13 protein-coding genes and 1 pseudogene are annotated in these 15,048 nt (G+C 67.3%); 9 read left to right on the top strand and 5 right to left on the bottom strand.

All coding sequences use genetic code 11. From position 1 onward, the window contains the following. Window positions 1-32 precede the first annotated feature (32 nt). Together ACT2FV_RS00235 and ACT2FV_RS00230 are read left to right on the top strand one after the other, a co-directional pair. Complete coding sequence (locus tag ACT2FV_RS00235) at window positions 33-1,376, top strand: MFS transporter (protein ID WP_151050981.1); 1,344 nt, start codon at window positions 33-35, stop codon at window positions 1,374-1,376. Between the two features lie 100 nt (window positions 1,377-1,476). Beyond that, window positions 1,477-2,571, top strand: a complete 1,095-nt coding sequence (locus tag ACT2FV_RS00230) for a porin (RefSeq protein WP_444502943.1) — start codon at window positions 1,477-1,479, stop codon at window positions 2,569-2,571. A gap of 21 nt (window positions 2,572-2,592) precedes the next feature. On the opposite strand, the gene ACT2FV_RS00225 is transcribed toward ACT2FV_RS00230, so the two are convergent. Then, the gene (locus ACT2FV_RS00225) at window positions 2,593-3,039 is read right to left on the bottom strand and encodes a hypothetical protein (protein WP_059599714.1); all 447 of its coding nucleotides are present in this window, start codon (window positions 3,037-3,039) and stop codon (window positions 2,593-2,595) included. Between the two features lie 26 nt (window positions 3,040-3,065). On the opposite strand from ACT2FV_RS00225, the gene ACT2FV_RS00220 reads away from it, so the two are divergent. The 3 genes and pseudogenes from ACT2FV_RS00220 to ACT2FV_RS00210 all read left to right on the top strand — a co-directional run. After that, complete coding sequence (locus tag ACT2FV_RS00220; RefSeq protein WP_444502942.1) at window positions 3,066-3,278, top strand: hypothetical protein; 213 nt, start codon at window positions 3,066-3,068, stop codon at window positions 3,276-3,278. 181 nt (window positions 3,279-3,459) lie between these two features. Next, on the top strand, window positions 3,460-5,646 hold the full coding sequence (locus ACT2FV_RS00215; protein WP_444502941.1) for a TonB-dependent siderophore receptor: 2,187 nt from the start codon (window positions 3,460-3,462) through the stop codon (window positions 5,644-5,646). 60 nt (window positions 5,647-5,706) lie between these two features. Continuing rightward, window positions 5,707-5,988 (top strand): annotated as a pseudogene (locus ACT2FV_RS00210) (c-type cytochrome); the annotation flags it as partial. Window positions 5,989-6,022: 34 nt separating this feature from the next. Here ACT2FV_RS00210 and ACT2FV_RS00205 read toward each other — a convergent pair. After that, complete coding sequence (locus ACT2FV_RS00205; protein ID WP_151050786.1) at window positions 6,023-7,945, bottom strand: SMP-30/gluconolactonase/LRE family protein; 1,923 nt, start codon at window positions 7,943-7,945, stop codon at window positions 6,023-6,025. Between the two features lie 678 nt (window positions 7,946-8,623). After that, window positions 8,624-9,817 (bottom strand): porin, encoded by a 1,194-nt coding sequence (locus ACT2FV_RS00200; RefSeq protein WP_444502940.1) that lies wholly within the window; start codon window positions 9,815-9,817, stop codon window positions 8,624-8,626. Window positions 9,818-10,131: 314 nt separating this feature from the next. On the opposite strand from ACT2FV_RS00200, the gene ACT2FV_RS00195 reads away from it, so the two are divergent. From ACT2FV_RS00195 to ACT2FV_RS00180, 4 genes are all read left to right on the top strand, one after another. Next, a complete protein-coding gene (locus ACT2FV_RS00195) occupies window positions 10,132-10,764 on the top strand; it encodes a LysE family translocator (RefSeq protein WP_444502939.1) in 633 nt (210 codons plus the stop codon). Between the two features lie 42 nt (window positions 10,765-10,806). After that, the gene (locus tag ACT2FV_RS00190; protein WP_444502938.1) at window positions 10,807-11,343 is read left to right on the top strand and encodes a GNAT family N-acetyltransferase; all 537 of its coding nucleotides are present in this window, start codon (window positions 10,807-10,809) and stop codon (window positions 11,341-11,343) included. Window positions 11,344-11,440: 97 nt separating this feature from the next. Then, entirely contained in the window at window positions 11,441-12,175 is a 735-nt protein-coding gene (locus ACT2FV_RS00185; RefSeq protein ID WP_444502937.1) for a metallophosphoesterase family protein, read from the top strand. Between the two features lie 53 nt (window positions 12,176-12,228). Further along, complete coding sequence (locus ACT2FV_RS00180) at window positions 12,229-12,840, top strand: alpha/beta fold hydrolase (protein ID WP_444502936.1); 612 nt, start codon at window positions 12,229-12,231, stop codon at window positions 12,838-12,840. Between the two features lie 45 nt (window positions 12,841-12,885). Here the strand turns inward: ACT2FV_RS00180 and ACT2FV_RS00175 are convergent, their stop codons facing one another. Beyond that, window positions 12,886-14,208: an ATP-binding protein gene (locus ACT2FV_RS00175; protein WP_151050777.1), complete on the bottom strand. Its 1,323-nt coding sequence runs from the start codon at window positions 14,206-14,208 to the stop codon at window positions 12,886-12,888. Then, entirely contained in the window at window positions 14,205-14,945 is a 741-nt protein-coding gene (locus ACT2FV_RS00170; protein WP_059532572.1) for a response regulator, read from the bottom strand. Before ACT2FV_RS00170 ends, ACT2FV_RS00175 begins: the two co-directional genes overlap by 4 nt. Window positions 14,946-15,048 lie beyond the last annotated feature (103 nt).

The following is a 15,048-nucleotide window of genomic DNA, read 5'->3' as shown; positions in this document are numbered from 1 at the left end:
AGTCATACTATTTTTTATGAAGGGTCTTTGACGTGAGTGCAAATATCCGCAATACGATCGACGCATCACCGATGAGCACGTTCCAGACGATGGCGGTCACGGCCTGCGTCGTGCTGAACATGCTCGATGGCTTCGACGTGCTGGCCATCGCGTTTGCCGCGCCGCACCTGGCCGCCGAGTGGAAACTGAGCGGCAAGGAAATCGGCCTGCTGCTGAGCGCGGGGCTCGCCGGCATGGGGATCGGCTCGGTGCTGATCGCGCCGCTCGCCGATCGCATCGGCCGCCGCCGCATCATCCTGTTCTGCCTCGCCGTCATCTCGACCGGGATGCTCGCCTGCGCGGCCACGCACAGCACGCTGCAACTCGCGATCGCACGTGCGTACACGGGGCTCGGCATCGGCGGCATGCTGGCGAGCCTGACCGTCATCAGCGGCGAATACGCATCGAACAAATGGCGCAGCGCCGCGATCGGCATGCAGTCGACCGGTTACGCGATCGGCGCCACCGCCGGCGGGGTCATCGCCGGCTACCTGCTGTCGACGTGGGGATGGCGCAGCGTGTTCGCGTTCGGCGGCATCCTGACCTTGACGGCGATCCCGATGGTGCTCGCACTGCTGCCGGAATCGCTCGACTTCCTGCTGGCACGGCGTCCGGACGACGCGCTGCAGAAAATCAACCGCATCCTCGCGAGAATGAAGCGCGCGCCGATCGACGCGCTGCCGGCCGTGACCGCGTCCATCGACACGACGAACCCCGCGTCGAGCTGGACGGCCGTGCTGCGCGCGCCGCTCACGCGCCGCACGATCGCGCTGTGGATCGCGTTCTTTCTCGTGATGGGCAGCTTTTATTTCGTCGTCAGCTGGACGCCGAAGCTGCTGGTCCAGGCCGGGCTGTCGGCATCGCAGGGCGTGACCGGTGGCGTGCTGCTCAACCTCGGCGGCATCGCGGGCGCGTCGCTCTTCAGTTTGCTGTCCACCCGGTTCGGCCTGCGCAACCTGCTGGGCGCGACGCTGTTGCTGGGCGGCGCGCTGATGGTCGTGTTCGGCATGAACACCGGCTCGCTCGGCATCGGGATGACCGTCGGGGTGTTCCTCGGCGCCGTGATCAATGCGTGCGTGGCCGGCATGTATGCGTTGTCGCCGACGCCCTATCCCGCCGAGATCCGTACGACCGGCATCGGTCTCGCGGTCGGCATCGGTCGACTCGGCGCGATCCTGTCGCCGATGACGGTCGGCGCGCTGCTGGACGACGGCTGGTCCGTGTCCCATCTCTATCTCGCGTTCCTCGTGCCGATGGCCGGCGCGGCGATCGCCGTCGCCGTGGCGGGCGGGCGCGCCGCGGCGCCGCACCGGCAGCGCGACCCGGCGATCTCGTAACGCGCGACACCCGCAGTCCTGCCGATACCCGTCGGCATTCCGGACATGTCCCGGGCCTGAAACATTGATAAGTACATCTACATACTGTTTGGAGACAACCATGAAAACGAAACTGGGCGTCGTATTCGCGACGGCGATGACGCTGGCCGGACCGGCCTGTGCGCAAAGCAGCGTCACGCTGTACGGGATCATCGATACCGGCGTGTCCTACTACAACAATGCGGCACACGGCGGGACGTTCACCGGGATGCCGACGCTGACCGGCGAAGTGCCGTCACGCTGGGGCCTGCGAGGCACTGAGGATCTCGGCGGCGGCTACCAGGCGTTCTTCGTACTCGAAAACGGCTTCCAGCCCGGCACCGGTGCGCTGAACTACGGCGGGCGTCTGTTCGGGCGGCAGGCGAACGTGGGCGTGAACAGTCCCTTCGGCGCGCTGACCCTCGGCCGCCAGATGAACATGTCGATGATCGTGCTGACCAATGCCGACGTGATCGGCCCGTCGATTCATTCGATGGCGGATTTCGACTCGTATTTGCCGAATGCCCGCAGCGACAATGCGATCGGCTACAAGGGCACGTTCCACGGCGTGACGCTCGGCGCGACCTACAGCTTCGGCCGCGACGCGGCCGGGCCGGCGGGACCGTCCGCGACGGGCTGCGGGGGACAGGTGCCCGGCGACATCGTAGCCTGCCGCCAATACACGGCGATGCTCGCCTATGACGCGAGCAATTTCGGGGTCGCCGCATCGCACGACGTGATGCGCGGCGGCGGCGGCGCGCTCGCGCCGCTGAACAATCCGGCGTACACCGACACGCGCGACATCGTCGCCGGCTACGTGAAGATCGGCCCCGCGAAACTCGGCGCCGGCTGGATCCGCCGCAACCTCGCGGCGGCCGCACACCTGCAGGCCGACATCGTGTTCGCCGGCGGCACGTACTACGCGACACCCTACCTCGCGCTCGACCTGCAAGGCGTGCGCTACCTGCAACGCCGCGAAAACGGCGAAGGCGGCACGAACGCCACGCTCTTCGTCGGCCGGGCGAACTATTTCCTGTCGAAGCGGACGACCGTCTATACGTCGGTGGGCTATATGTTCAACAGCACGCTGGCCGCGAACGCGGTCGCCGCCGGCGGGACGGTCGGCACCGGGATGAATCAGCTCGGTGTGATGGCCGGCATTCAGCAGAAGTTCTGATCGCCGGACATCGCCCGTCGATCAATCGGCGAGCCGGCAATGCGAAAGCTTCAATCCGGGCAGCACCGGCGCGTCGATATAGCCTTCGTTCTCGCAACTGAAGCGGAAATTCGCGGACGCCGTGAACGGCTTGATCTCGCCGCCGGGGAATTTCGGTTTCAGCGCGGCCTGGTCGGCCACGTCGAAATGCGTATCGAACTGTTCGCCGTCGGTCGTCAACGCACCGAAGTACGTGCCGCCCGGGTCGCTGCCCATCCGGATCACGGCGCCGACGAACGCGAGGCGCTTGCCGTCGTATTTCGTCTTCGCGGCGGCCATGTCCTGCGTATAGGCCTCGATCACGGTGCCGTAGTGCGCGTCGATCGCGGGCTCGGCGGCCGGCGCGGCGCAGGCGGCCTGGTACACGCCCGCCAGCAGCGCGCATGCGGCCAACGCGGCCGTCATGAACGGCGCGGGAATCTTTTTCATGGGTGGTCTCCCGTCAAGCGTAGTGGTTGAAGTCGTTGACCGAGGCGCGGCGCCGGCTGCCCGGCGCCACGCCGGACGATCGTGCCGCCGTTGCTTTATTCGTTCGAATCGCGGAACGCGGCTGCAGTCACTTCACCACCCGCATGGTCGACGGCGGTGCGAAACATCGCGCTGCACGCGACGTGACAGAAGATGGCATGGTGCGGCCCCCGGCTCTCATTGAATTTCACTGCGTCTGATTTTGGCCGCTACGGTAGCAGACGGCCGAAGACCCGGCAATCGCGATGCACGGTCCATATCGGCCTCGCTACAATTGCAAACGATTCTCATTACATATATCATGCGCGTCCTGCCTCGGCGAATCAGTGAAGCGCCGCGGCCCGCGCCTTCATCCTTAGCACTCCGTCCATTCATCGATTCATGCCATCCCGTCGACCGCCCCGCCGCGCGCGGACCTTGCGTCCGTGGCGCGCGAGCCTGCCTGCCCTGATCACCCTTTGCGTCGCAAGCGGCGCGCATGCGGATGCCGACCCTGCCGCCACGGCCTCGCCGGCCGCGCCCTCGGGCTCGTCGACGCCCGCGCCGCCCGAACGCGAACTGCCGACGATCAGCGTCAGCGCATCGGCGGCCACTGATCCGACCGTCGGCTACCAGCCGCGCACCAGCAGCGTCGCCGGCGGCGACGATCGTCCGCTCAGGGAGATTCCGCAATCAGTTGCCGTGGTCAGCAGCAGTGTGATGCAGGACCAGCAGGCGCGTTCGCTCGATGACGTGCTCGGCAACATCAGCGGCGTGACGCAGACCAACACGCTCGGCGGCACGCGCGACGCGTTCATCAAGCGCGGCTTCGGCTCGAACAACGACGGTTCCGTGCTCGTCGACGGCGTGCGCACGCCGGTGCTGCACAGCTACCTCGCGACGATCGACCGCGTCGAAGTGCTGAAGGGCCCCGCTTCGCTGCTGTACGGGATGCAGGACCCGGGCGGCGTGATCAACCTCGTCACGCGCAAGCCGGAAGAAACATTCGGCGGCTCGATCTCGGCCTCGCGCACGAGCCACGGTGGCAGCGGCGCGCAGTTCGACCTGACCGGCCCGCTCGGCAAGCCGGGCCAGGTCGCGGGCGGCACGCTCGCGTTCCGGCTCACCGGCGAATACGACACGAGCCGCTACTGGCGCAGCTTCGGCCGCCAACGCGATGCGCTGATCGCGCCCGCGCTGTCGTGGCACGACGCGAACACGTCAATCGACGTCAGCTACCAGTACGTCGACTACACGACGCCGTTCGATCGCGGCACCGTGCTCGTGAACGGCCGCCCCGACGATGCGCTGCGCTATCGCCGCTACGAGGAAGCGTGGGCGCAAAGCAGCGGAATCCAGGAAACGCTGCGCGCACGCATCGAGCACCGCTTCTCCGACGCATGGCGCGTGCGCGCGACCTACGGCTGGGGCCGCGACCGCTACGATCAATACATCACCCGCGCGACCGCCTTCAACAGCACGACCGGCGCGCTATCGCGCACGTCCGACGCCAACCTCGGACGCAACGACTCCGACCAGATCGCGACGCTCGGCCTGCTCGGCAACCTGACGCTCGCGGGAATGAACCACGCGCTCTACATCGGGGGCGAATACGAGCGGCAGCGCAGCTTCCGCGGCGACACGATCCGCGGCACCGCGACCAGGGGCTTCGATCTCTACGATCCCGTCTACGGCCTGCTCGCGCCCGGCGGCACGGTAAGCACGAAGCAGAGCGATTCGCTTTCGAAGGTCCACACGTACTCGATGATCGTGCAGGACTCCGTGAAGATCACCGACCGGCTCACCGCGGTCGGCGGGTTGCGCTGGGAGGACTGGCAGCAGGAATCGGGAATGGGGCGGCCGTTCGTGTTCGCCGACCGCTCGCACGGCAACGTGTGGCTGCCGCAGTTCGGGCTCGCCTATGCGCTCACGCCGTCGCTGACCGCGTATGCGAACGTGAGCCGCTCGTTCAAGCCGAACGTCGCGTCGAACGTGGCTGCGCCGCTCGCGCCGGAATTCGGCCGCGTGCTGGAAGCCGGCCTGAAGTTCAACCTGAAGCCCGGCATCACTGGCACGCTCGCGGCCTATCAGATCGACAAGCGCAACGTCGCGGTCACGGTCGGCGACATCACGTCGACCATCGGCACCGCGCGCTCGCGCGGGATCGAACTCGACGTCGCGGGGCAGCTCACGCGCCATCTGAGCCTGATCGGCAGCTACGCGTACACGAACGCGAACGACCGCGACAGCAACACGCCGCTCGTCAACGTCGCGCGCCACACCGGCAGCCTGTTCGCGGTGTACGACACGGCGATCGCGAACCTGCCCGGACGCTGGCGCTTCGGCGGCGGCGCGCGGCTCGTCGGCGCACGGCCCGGCGACACCGCGAACAGCTTCACGCTGCCCGGCTACGTGACCGTCGATGCTTTCGCGGCCTATGAAACGACGATCGGCAAGTTCCCGACACGCATTCAGCTCAACGTGAAGAACCTGCTCGACAAGACCTACTATCCGTCGAGCAACAGCAATCTGATCGTCGCGGTCGGCGAGCCGCGGCTCGTCACGCTGACGACGACGGTGTCGTTCTGACGCACCTTCGCATCGGGCGGCACGATCGCCGTCGGCAACATGACATGGACGGTAAAGCCAGTCTTTCCCGCGCTCTAGGGTGCACGCTCGTTCAACTGGGGCGCGGGCATGGGCGACATCCGCAACGCGGCCGGTTTCGTGAAGGCGAACATGCTGCTTGGGCTCGGCGGCACGCTGACCGATCAGGAAGCGTGGGAGGTCGCGATCTTCATGGACAATCACGAGCGCCCGCAAGCCCCCCATTTCACCGGCTCGCTGCAGGACACGCGCGCGAAATGCCACGACACGCCCGACTCGATGTACGGACGCGAGGTGAACGGCCGCGTGCCCGGCGCGCCATGAAACCCTGCTTGCCCAAGCGGCGCGGCATACCTGATCACGGATGCCAGCGATACACGACGAGGCTCGACCCGTTGTAGTTGTCCTTCGTGATCACGTATTCGCCGGTCGAGCGCAGGTACGCACGGATGCCATACATCGAGTCGACGTCGTTGCCGACGTCCATCGCCGACGTGTTCGAATTCGTCAGCGTGGTCACGAGGCTGCCGGTGTTCAGGTCGAACACGTCGACGTTCGGCACCGTGTGCACGTAGCCGACGAACAGGTAGTGGCCTGCCGCCGCCATCGATTTCGGATTCGCGCTCGTCAGGTTGATCGCGACGTTCGGCGTGCTCGTGTTGCCGGCCTTCCAGCCGCGATAGACCTCGATGTGCCCGTTCATCGCTGTCCAGTCCCAGCTGCCCGAGATGCCCTGCGCGAGGATCATCGTGTCGCTGTCGGCCTGGTAGATGATTCGTGTGAGCGGCAGCACGGTGCGCGGAATCGGAATCTGCACCGGCTTGCCCCATGTCGGTTTCCCGGTCGCGTCGAAACCCGTCATCGGATAATGCGAAATGTTGTTCGTGCGATCGAGCCCGGCCCACACGTCGCCGTTGTCGTCGAGCGAGAAGCCGGCCGTCACCTGCAGCGTCGTGTTGAACGGCTTGCCGGGGATCGAGCCGTCCGGAATCGCGATGTAGCCGCTCGCGCCGTTGAAGTGATAGATGTTGTAGTTGCCCGGATTCTGTCCGGTCGCGACCAGCATCCGCGTGCCGTTCACGAGCGCGAGCTGGCCGAAATGTTGACCGCGCTGGTAGTCGTTCATGTCGAGGCGCGGGTCCTTCGGATAGGTGAACGGATCGATCGTGTTCGCGACGAACGTGCCGCCCGCGGTGCCGGTGTACACGTTGTTGCCGCTGTAGAAGAACGCGCCGTCGGTGGCGGGATCGGGCGCGGCGGCAGCCTCGAAGTTCAGTGCCTGCAGCTTCCATTGCAGCACGCCCGTCGGGCTGTACGAATGGAGGTCGGTGCTGCCATTGCGCCCGAGATCCCAGCCGCCGCCCCACGCGTTGTTCAGCACGTACAGGTTGCCTGCCGCGTCCTTGCCCATGCCGGCGACGCGCGTGAAGCGCTTGTCGCCGACCTGCCCCTTGATGCCCGAAGTCGTGTCGAGATACCCGCCGAGCACGCCGAACGTGCCGCGCTGCACGGGCTGGCCCACGAGCGCGTAGATCTTGATGTTCATGTCGGGGCCTTCGTCGCCCACCAGCAACTGCCCGCTCGGCGCATCGAAATACAGCGACGCCGGCCGCGCGCGGGCCGCCATCTGGATCGTGCTCATCGCCGTGCCCGTCGGGCTGAACTGCGCGACGACACCCGCACTCTTGCGCGCGACCCACAGGTTGCCGGCCGCATCGAGCGCCAGCGCACCGGGGCCCGATACGCCGATATCGCGCTGCCACACGCCGTCCGTCGTGTAGACGCGCACGCGGTTACCGTAGAAGTCGCTCACGTACAGCAGGTTGCCGGTCGTCGCGAGGCCCGTGATCACGTCCGCGTACTGGATGCCCGTCCACGTGCTGACAGGAATGCGCAGGTCGCGCTGGTTCGTGCTGCGGTTGTAGCGGCCGACCGAGCCGCTGCCGAACGTGCGGTTGTAGCCGAGCGCGACGAACAGCGAGTTCGCGTTGCCGGTGATCGCGCCACCCTGGAATTCGTCATGGATGCCGATCGTGCCGAGCGTCTGCCCGTTCTGGTAGATCGCGACACCGCCCGCGTTCTCGTCCCAGCGCGACGCCGTATAGATCACGCCCTCGGGCGCGACCCAAAGCGAGCGCGCACCGTTGCCGACGTGCGCGGCGAGCGTGCCGAACGTGTTCGCGAGCCAGTCCGTCGTGTATTGCGCTTGTGCGTGACCGGCCGGCGCCAGCATTGCCATGCACAGCCCAAGCAATGCCGCACGAATTTGTTTCGATAACATGAATGATGCTCCCGGACGATCGTTTTTTACACTCTAATTGGCCGCGTATGAAATATTGGTGATTTTTTCAAAAACCGATTCAATTTCGCTGCGAATGATTCATTACGTTCCTTTACCGCGCGATGCCGCCTGACTGAAGACGCATCGCTCCGGGCTTCGTATCGCAGCCCCGCCCGACAGCGCTCTCGCGAGCCGCTTTTTCCGGCACTTTATTCCGAAACACCTGACCATAACGCGTCATTTTTTCTGATTCGCGCACATTGAACTTCCATTGCCGTCGAATCGATTAAATGATTACAAATCGAAATTAAAATGAAAGAGAAAAAATATTGTCCCGTGCGCGCCGCATTGCCGGGAAAATCGTGAATACATGAAATAAGGCGACGTGCGGCAGGTTGCCGTTGCCAATGAAGATGCGGATGAGGAGCGGGATGGACCGCGCGTGCGGCGAAGGAGAGGTGGACACCGATGATGAGGAAGGCCGCGCCCCGGCCGGGCGTGCGGCCGGTTCAGGTCAGCTCGCGCTGTCGAGCGTCGCGCCGCCCCAACCGTCGAGGCACCTGGGCAGCGCATCGACGACGTCGATCACGCGCTGGCGGTGGAACAGACATCGATCAGCAGCGGGCCACGCAACCGGCGGCCCGCATCGAACGCGAGCGGCCGGTCATGCGCGTGACGTCAGAACTTCTGGCGCAGGCCGAGGCTGACGATCGCCTGCGACCGCGAGTCGGACGAGTGGCCGTTCGCCTTGTCCGACACCGATGCGGTCGCGGCCACCGGCCGGCCGAGCGCGTCGAGCGTCGTGCCGGACGCATGCTGGTACGCGCCGAGCAGGTACACGCTGGTGCGCTTCGACAGGTCGTAGACCGCGCCAAGCGTGACGTTGTGATACTGCGCGCGGTTGTCGATGCCGTCGACGTCGCTGCCGCGCGTGTAGCTGTAGCCCGCGAACAGCTGCGTCTGCGGCTGCACGTTCCAGCGCGTGAACACGCCCGCGACGTTGAAGGTCGCGTGGCCGTTGAACAGCGACTGGGCACCGCTGCGGTACTGCACGTTGCTGTAGTTCACGCCGACCACGGCCGGGCCGAAGTCGTACGTCGCGCCGGTCGCGATGATCTGCTGCGACTGCGCGCTCGCATAGCCTTCGTTGATCGACGAGTTGAACAGGCCGTCGTCGGTGCTCTGCCACTTGCCGGCCGTCGGGTCGGTCGCGCCCGTCTTGCTGTTGTCCGAACGCTCGTAGCCGACGCCCACGCGCAGCGGCCCCGCCGCGTATGCCGCGCCGACGCTCCACGTGTTGCGCTGCTTCATGCTGCCCGGCTGACTGCCGAAGCCGTACAGCGCGCCGAACGTGAAGCCCGCGTAGTTCGCGCTCGTGTACTTGATCGAACTGTCGACGCGCGCGGTCTGGTCGAGATCGTCGATGTCGCCCGGGTGCGCGCCGAAACCGCCGATGAACGACGACGGGCCGACCGGGCTCACGAAGTCATCGAGCGACGTGTACTGGCGGCCGAGCGTGACCGTGCCGTAACGGTTGCTGCCGACGCCGACGAAGGCCTGCCGGCCGAACTGGCGACCGCCCTGACCCGACGTGCCGTTGGTGATGTCGAAGCCGTTCTCGAGCACGAACAGCGCGCGCATCCCGCCGCCGAGATCCTCGGAACCCTTGATGCCCCAGCGGCTGCCGGACAGGTTGCCGGTGGTCAGCCCGACGTTCGAATGCCCTGTATAGGCGCCCGGCGAGCCGACCCGTTCGTTGCTGCGATAGGTCACGCCCGCGTCGACGATGCCGTACAGCGTGACGGAGCTTTGCGCGGATGCGATGCCCGCGAGCGAGAGCAGCAGCGGTGCTGCGATCAGTTGCTTGTTCATGGTTTTTAGCGTCTCCGGGCGGTGAGCCCGTTGTTCTATGCGAGTAGCGCGTGCGGCCGGAAGCCCCGCCGGCATGCGACGCCGGCCGCGTCCGCACACGGGAACGCGCGCGTGCGATACGCGCGCGCGACGTCGCGGCGAGCATGCCCGCCACGGCCGCCATGGTAGTTGGAACCGGTTCCCATCAACAGCGCAATAATGAAAACAACTTCTTGCCAGAATCGAGATAATCGGCCGCGCAGCGAACGCCGCTGTACAGCGCGACAACGCGCGCCCGATAATCGAGCACCCGCGTTCCACATGGAGCCATCGGCATGCATCAAACGACCTTGCTGATCTTCGCCGCCGTCGCGTTCGTCGGAATCGCGACGCCAGGCCCGACCGTGCTGCTCGCACTGACCAACGGCTCGCGCTACGGCGTGCGCCGCGCGGCCTACGGTTTCGCCGGCGCGATGCTGTCCGACTTCGTGCTGATCGTCGCGGTCGCGCTCGGCCTCGGCGCCCTGCTGATGGCGTCGGCATGGTGGTTCTCGGTGGTGAAATGGCTGGGCGCCGCCTATCTCGCGTATGTCGGCATCCGGCTGCTCACGTCGAAGGGCTCGCTCGACGTCACCGTCGGGCATGGCGGCACGGCGCACGGACGCAACGCGTTGATCTTCGCGAAGAGCTTCCTGACCGCGGTGACCAATCCCAAGGGCTATCTGTTCTTCTCCGCATTCCTGCCGCAGTTCCTCGATCCGTCCGCGCCGCTCGCGCCGCAATACGTCGCGCTCGCGGTCACGTTCGCGCTGCTCGACGGGGCGGTGATGTTCGGCTACGCGCTGCTCGGCGCTCGTGCGGTGCGGCTGCTGAAGCGCTCGGGCGCGCTGTGGCTCGAACGCACGTGCGGCGCGATGCTGCTCGCACTGGCCGGTTCGCTCGCGCTGTACCGGCGTCATGCCGCATAGGCGCGTCGGCATGCGCGCCGCATCGCGCGTGATGGGTGCGCGATGAGGATCGCCGCGCCGCCCCGCTCCGGTTTCCCCGGTCTGTCGCTCCGGCAGCTCGACCGCTCGGATCTCGACGCGTGGTACGCGTACCTGTCGAGGCGCGACGTCGTCCGCCACACGAGCTGGAACCTGCATGCGCGCGACGATCTGCTGCCGCTGTTCGACGATATCGAGTCGACTCATCCGGATTCGATCCGCCGTCTCGCAATCGTCGACGACGCGTCGGGCGCGCTCACGGGGACGATCGGATTGCATACGGTGTCCACCGCGAACCGTTCGGCCGAGATCGCGTACGACCTCGCACCGTCGCACTGGGGGCGCGGCATCGCGAGCGCGCTGTGCGCGAGCGTCACCGCGTGGGCGTTCGCCGAAGGTGGCTTCATGCGCATCCAGGGCGTCGTGCTGAGCAGCAACGCCGCCTCCGCGCGCGTCCTGCAGAAATGCGGCTACCGGTACGAAGGGTTGTTGCGCGCGTACCGGATGGTGCGCGGCGTGCCGGGCGATTTCGCGATGTACGCGCGCATCGCGACCGACTGAAACTCGTCGCGCGTCGCGCGTGTCGCGTCACCGACGCGATTGGACGAACCGCGCCGAATTCGCGACAATCGCCGTTCCCCGCCTCGACTTGCTCACCATGAAAATCGCCGCGCTGTCCGACATCCACGGCAACCTCGCCGCGCTCGACGCGGTGCTCGACGACGTGCGTCGCCGCGGCGCCGACGTGATCGTCAACCTCGGCGACATCGTGTCGGGCGCGCTCCATCCGGCCGAAACGGCCGACCGCCTGATCGCGCTCGACCTGCCAACCATCAAGGGCAATCACGAACGGCAACTGCTGACCGGCGATCGCGACACGATGCGGCTGTCCGATCGCTGGGCGCACGATGCGCTGCGCGACGAGCATCGCGCGTGGATCGCCGCGCTGCCCGAGCGCCTGACGCTCGACGAAGACGTGCTGATGGTGCACGGTACGCCCGCCAGCGACCTCGTCTATTTCCTCGAAACGGTGACGCCCGATGGCTGCCGCGCGGCGACGCCCGATGAAATCGCGCAGCGCGCGGGCGACGCGCCGGCGTCGCTGATCCTGTGCGGCCACACGCATGTGCCGCGCATCGCGAAGCTCGACGACGGCCGTGTGATCGTCAACCCGGGCAGCGTCGGGCTGCAGGCGTACATGGACGATCTACCGCATCCGCACCGGATCGAAACCGGTTCGCCGCATGCGCGCTATGCAACGGTGTCGCGCACGTCGGCCGGCTGGCACGCCGAGTTCCATGCGGTCGAATACGACTGGCATACGGCCGCCGCCACCGCGGCATCGCGCGGCCGCGACGACTGGACCGTGGCGCTGCGCACCGGCCGGTGCTGACGCAGCGTCACGCCTTGTTCAACCCACTTCGCTTCCCGGAAAACCACCCCGTCATGCCCGTTCCATCGCAACTGCTCTTCCTGCCCGGCGCGTCGGGCAGCACCGCGTTCTGGCAACCGCTCGCGAGCCGCCTCGCGCATCCGGCCGCGCGACGGATCGTCGGCTATCCGGGCTTCGGCGACACGCCGCGCGATTCGACCGTCGACGACTTCGACGGCCTCGTGCGCCATGTGCTGACCTCGATCGACCGGCCGACCGCCGTGATCGCGCAATCGATGGGCGGCGTGATCGCGATGCGCGCGGCGCTCGAACGTTCGGCGCTCGTCACGCACCTGGTGCTGACGGTCACGTCCGGCGGCCTCGACATGCAGGGGCTCGGCGCGCAGGACTGGCGCGCCGCCTTCGCGGAAGCGAACCCCCAGTTGCCCGACTGGTTCCTGACGTTTCGCGCCGACCTGTCGCATGACCTCGGCCGCATCGCGCAGCCGACGCTCCTGCTGTGGGGTGATGACGATCCGATCAGTCCGGTCGCGGCCGGCCGGCGCCTGCTCGAACGGCTGCCCGATGCGCAGCTGCATGTCGTGCCGGGCGGCCGCCACGATCTCGCGGCGATGCATGCGGATACGCTTGCGCCGCTTGTCGACGCGCATTTGCAGCGCGTGTGACGCGGGCCGCTTCGATTCGAAACCCGCAATGCCCTTGGCGCCGCATCACGCGGCGTTCGCCAGCGTCAGCCGCGCTTCGAGCCCGCCGCCGTCCGGCCGGTTGCGCAACGTGAGCGTGCCGCCCATCGCGAGCGCGAGCTGACGCGCGATCGCGAGGCCGAGGCCCGTGCCGCCCGTCTCGCGATTGCGCGACGTCTCCACGCGCCGGAACGGTTCGAACACCGCGTCGAGCTGATCGTCCGGAATGCCGGGGCCGCGATCGAGCACCGCAATGACCGCGCCGCCGCCCGCTGCCGGCTGCACGTCGATCTCGGCCGCGCCCGCGAACTTCAGCGCGTTGTCGACGAGGTTGCCGACGATCCGGCGCAGCGCCTTCGGCCGCGTGACGAGCGCGAGCGGCCCGCCGCTGTGCAGCGCGACGTCCTGCCCCGCATCCGTGTAGTCGCACACGATGCTGTCGAGCAGTGCGTCGAGATCGATGCGGCGCGCGGCCTCTTCCGTGCCGTGCAGCGTGCGCGCATACGCGACGCCTTCCTTCACCAGATGCTCCATCTCGAGCAGATCCTGGCGCAGCTTCGCGCCCTGCGCGTCGTCGTCCATCACGTCGACGCGCAGCCGCATCCGCGTGATGGGTGTCTGCAAGTCGTGCGAGATCGACGCGAGAATCTGCATGCGCTCGGCCATGTACTGCGCGATGCGGTCCTGCATCGCGTTGAACGCGCGGGCTGCGCGCGCGACTTCGGACGGGCCGTCCTCGTTCAGGCGTTCGCCCTTCAGGTCGGGGCCGAGCGCGTCGGCCGCCTGCGCGAGCTGCTTCAGCGGCCGCGTCGCGAGCCGCACCGCGAGCCAGCAGCACGCGGCCAGCACCGCGAGCTGCAGCGCGAGCACGACCGGCAGCCAGCCCGACAGCGGCACCGTCGACATCGGGTGGATGTCGATCGTCAGCGGCGAGCCGTCGGTCAGGCGCAGATGCACCTGCAGATGCTCGCGATCGCCGGGGAGCGCGTTCGCGGTCAACGGGTAATCGCCGCCGATGCCGTCCGAAATCGAGCGCTCGACGCGCGCCGAGAGCCGCGCCTCCGGAGGCGTGCCCGTCTGGCCCGGCCCGAGGATGAACGCGTAGCTGCGCCGCGCGAGACGCGGCAGCCACGCGGCGCGCTGGTCGGGCGGCAGGTGATCGAGCAGCGCGACCGAGCTCGCGACCTCGCGCTCGATGTAGCCCATCATCAGGTTGGTGGTCGCCTGGTCGCGCTCGGTCACGGTGAGCCAGAACGACAGCGTCTGCGCGAGCACGAGGCCCACGCACAGGATCAGCGCGAGCCGCGCGAACAGCGAGCGCGGCCAGTGCCACAGCGTGCGCGTGTTCATGCGTCGCCTTCGACCGCGGTCACCGCCGACGAAAACACGTAGCCCTCGTTGCGCAGCGTCTTGATGTAGCGCGGCTCGCGCGCGCCGTCGCGCAGGCGCTGCCGCAGCCGGCTCACGAGCAGGTCGATCGACCGGTCGAACGGATCGGACTGCCGGCCCTGCGTGAGGTTGAGCAACTGGTCCCGCGTCAGCACGCGCTGCGGATTGTCGAGGAACACCCGCAGCAGCCGATACTCGGCGCCGCTCAACGCGACCAGCGTGCCTTCGGTGTCGAGCAGGTGACGCCCCGTCGTGTCGAGCCGCCATTCGCCGAACGCCAGCATCGCGGCCGTCTCCGTCACCTGCATGCCGGGCGGCAGCATGCGCGCGCGGCGCAGCACCGAGCGGATCCGCGCGAGCAGTTCGCGCACCGCGAACGGCTTCGCGAGATAGTCGTCGGCGCCCATCTCGAGGCCGATGATGCGATCGGTTTCCTCGCCGCGCGCGGTCAGCATCAGCACCGGCACCGTCCGGAACTTGCCCGCGCGCAGGTCGCGACACAGCGTGAGGCCGTCCTCGCCGGGCATCATCAGATCGAGCACGATCAGGTCGGGCGCGCCGTCGTCGAGCGCGTTTCGCATCTCGCGGCCGTTCGCGGCAAGCGACACGCGCATGCCGTTCTTCTCCAGATAGTCCGCGATCAGTTCGCGGATCGCGCGATCGTCGTCGACGATCAGTACGTGGTCGATCTTGTCCATGAGTCGATGTCGTTGGCGTGATGTTCCGGCTGGCGATGTCCGCTTTTATACCGCATCGCAGGCGCGCGTTTGTATCCCAATGTATCGCGCCGCCGCGACGACA

This window comes from Burkholderia sp. PR2, assembly GCF_052372875.1.
In the GTDB taxonomy this organism is placed as follows: Bacteria; Pseudomonadota; Gammaproteobacteria; order Burkholderiales; family Burkholderiaceae; genus Burkholderia; species Burkholderia diffusa.
This window is presented reverse-complemented; position numbering and strand designations above follow the sequence as displayed.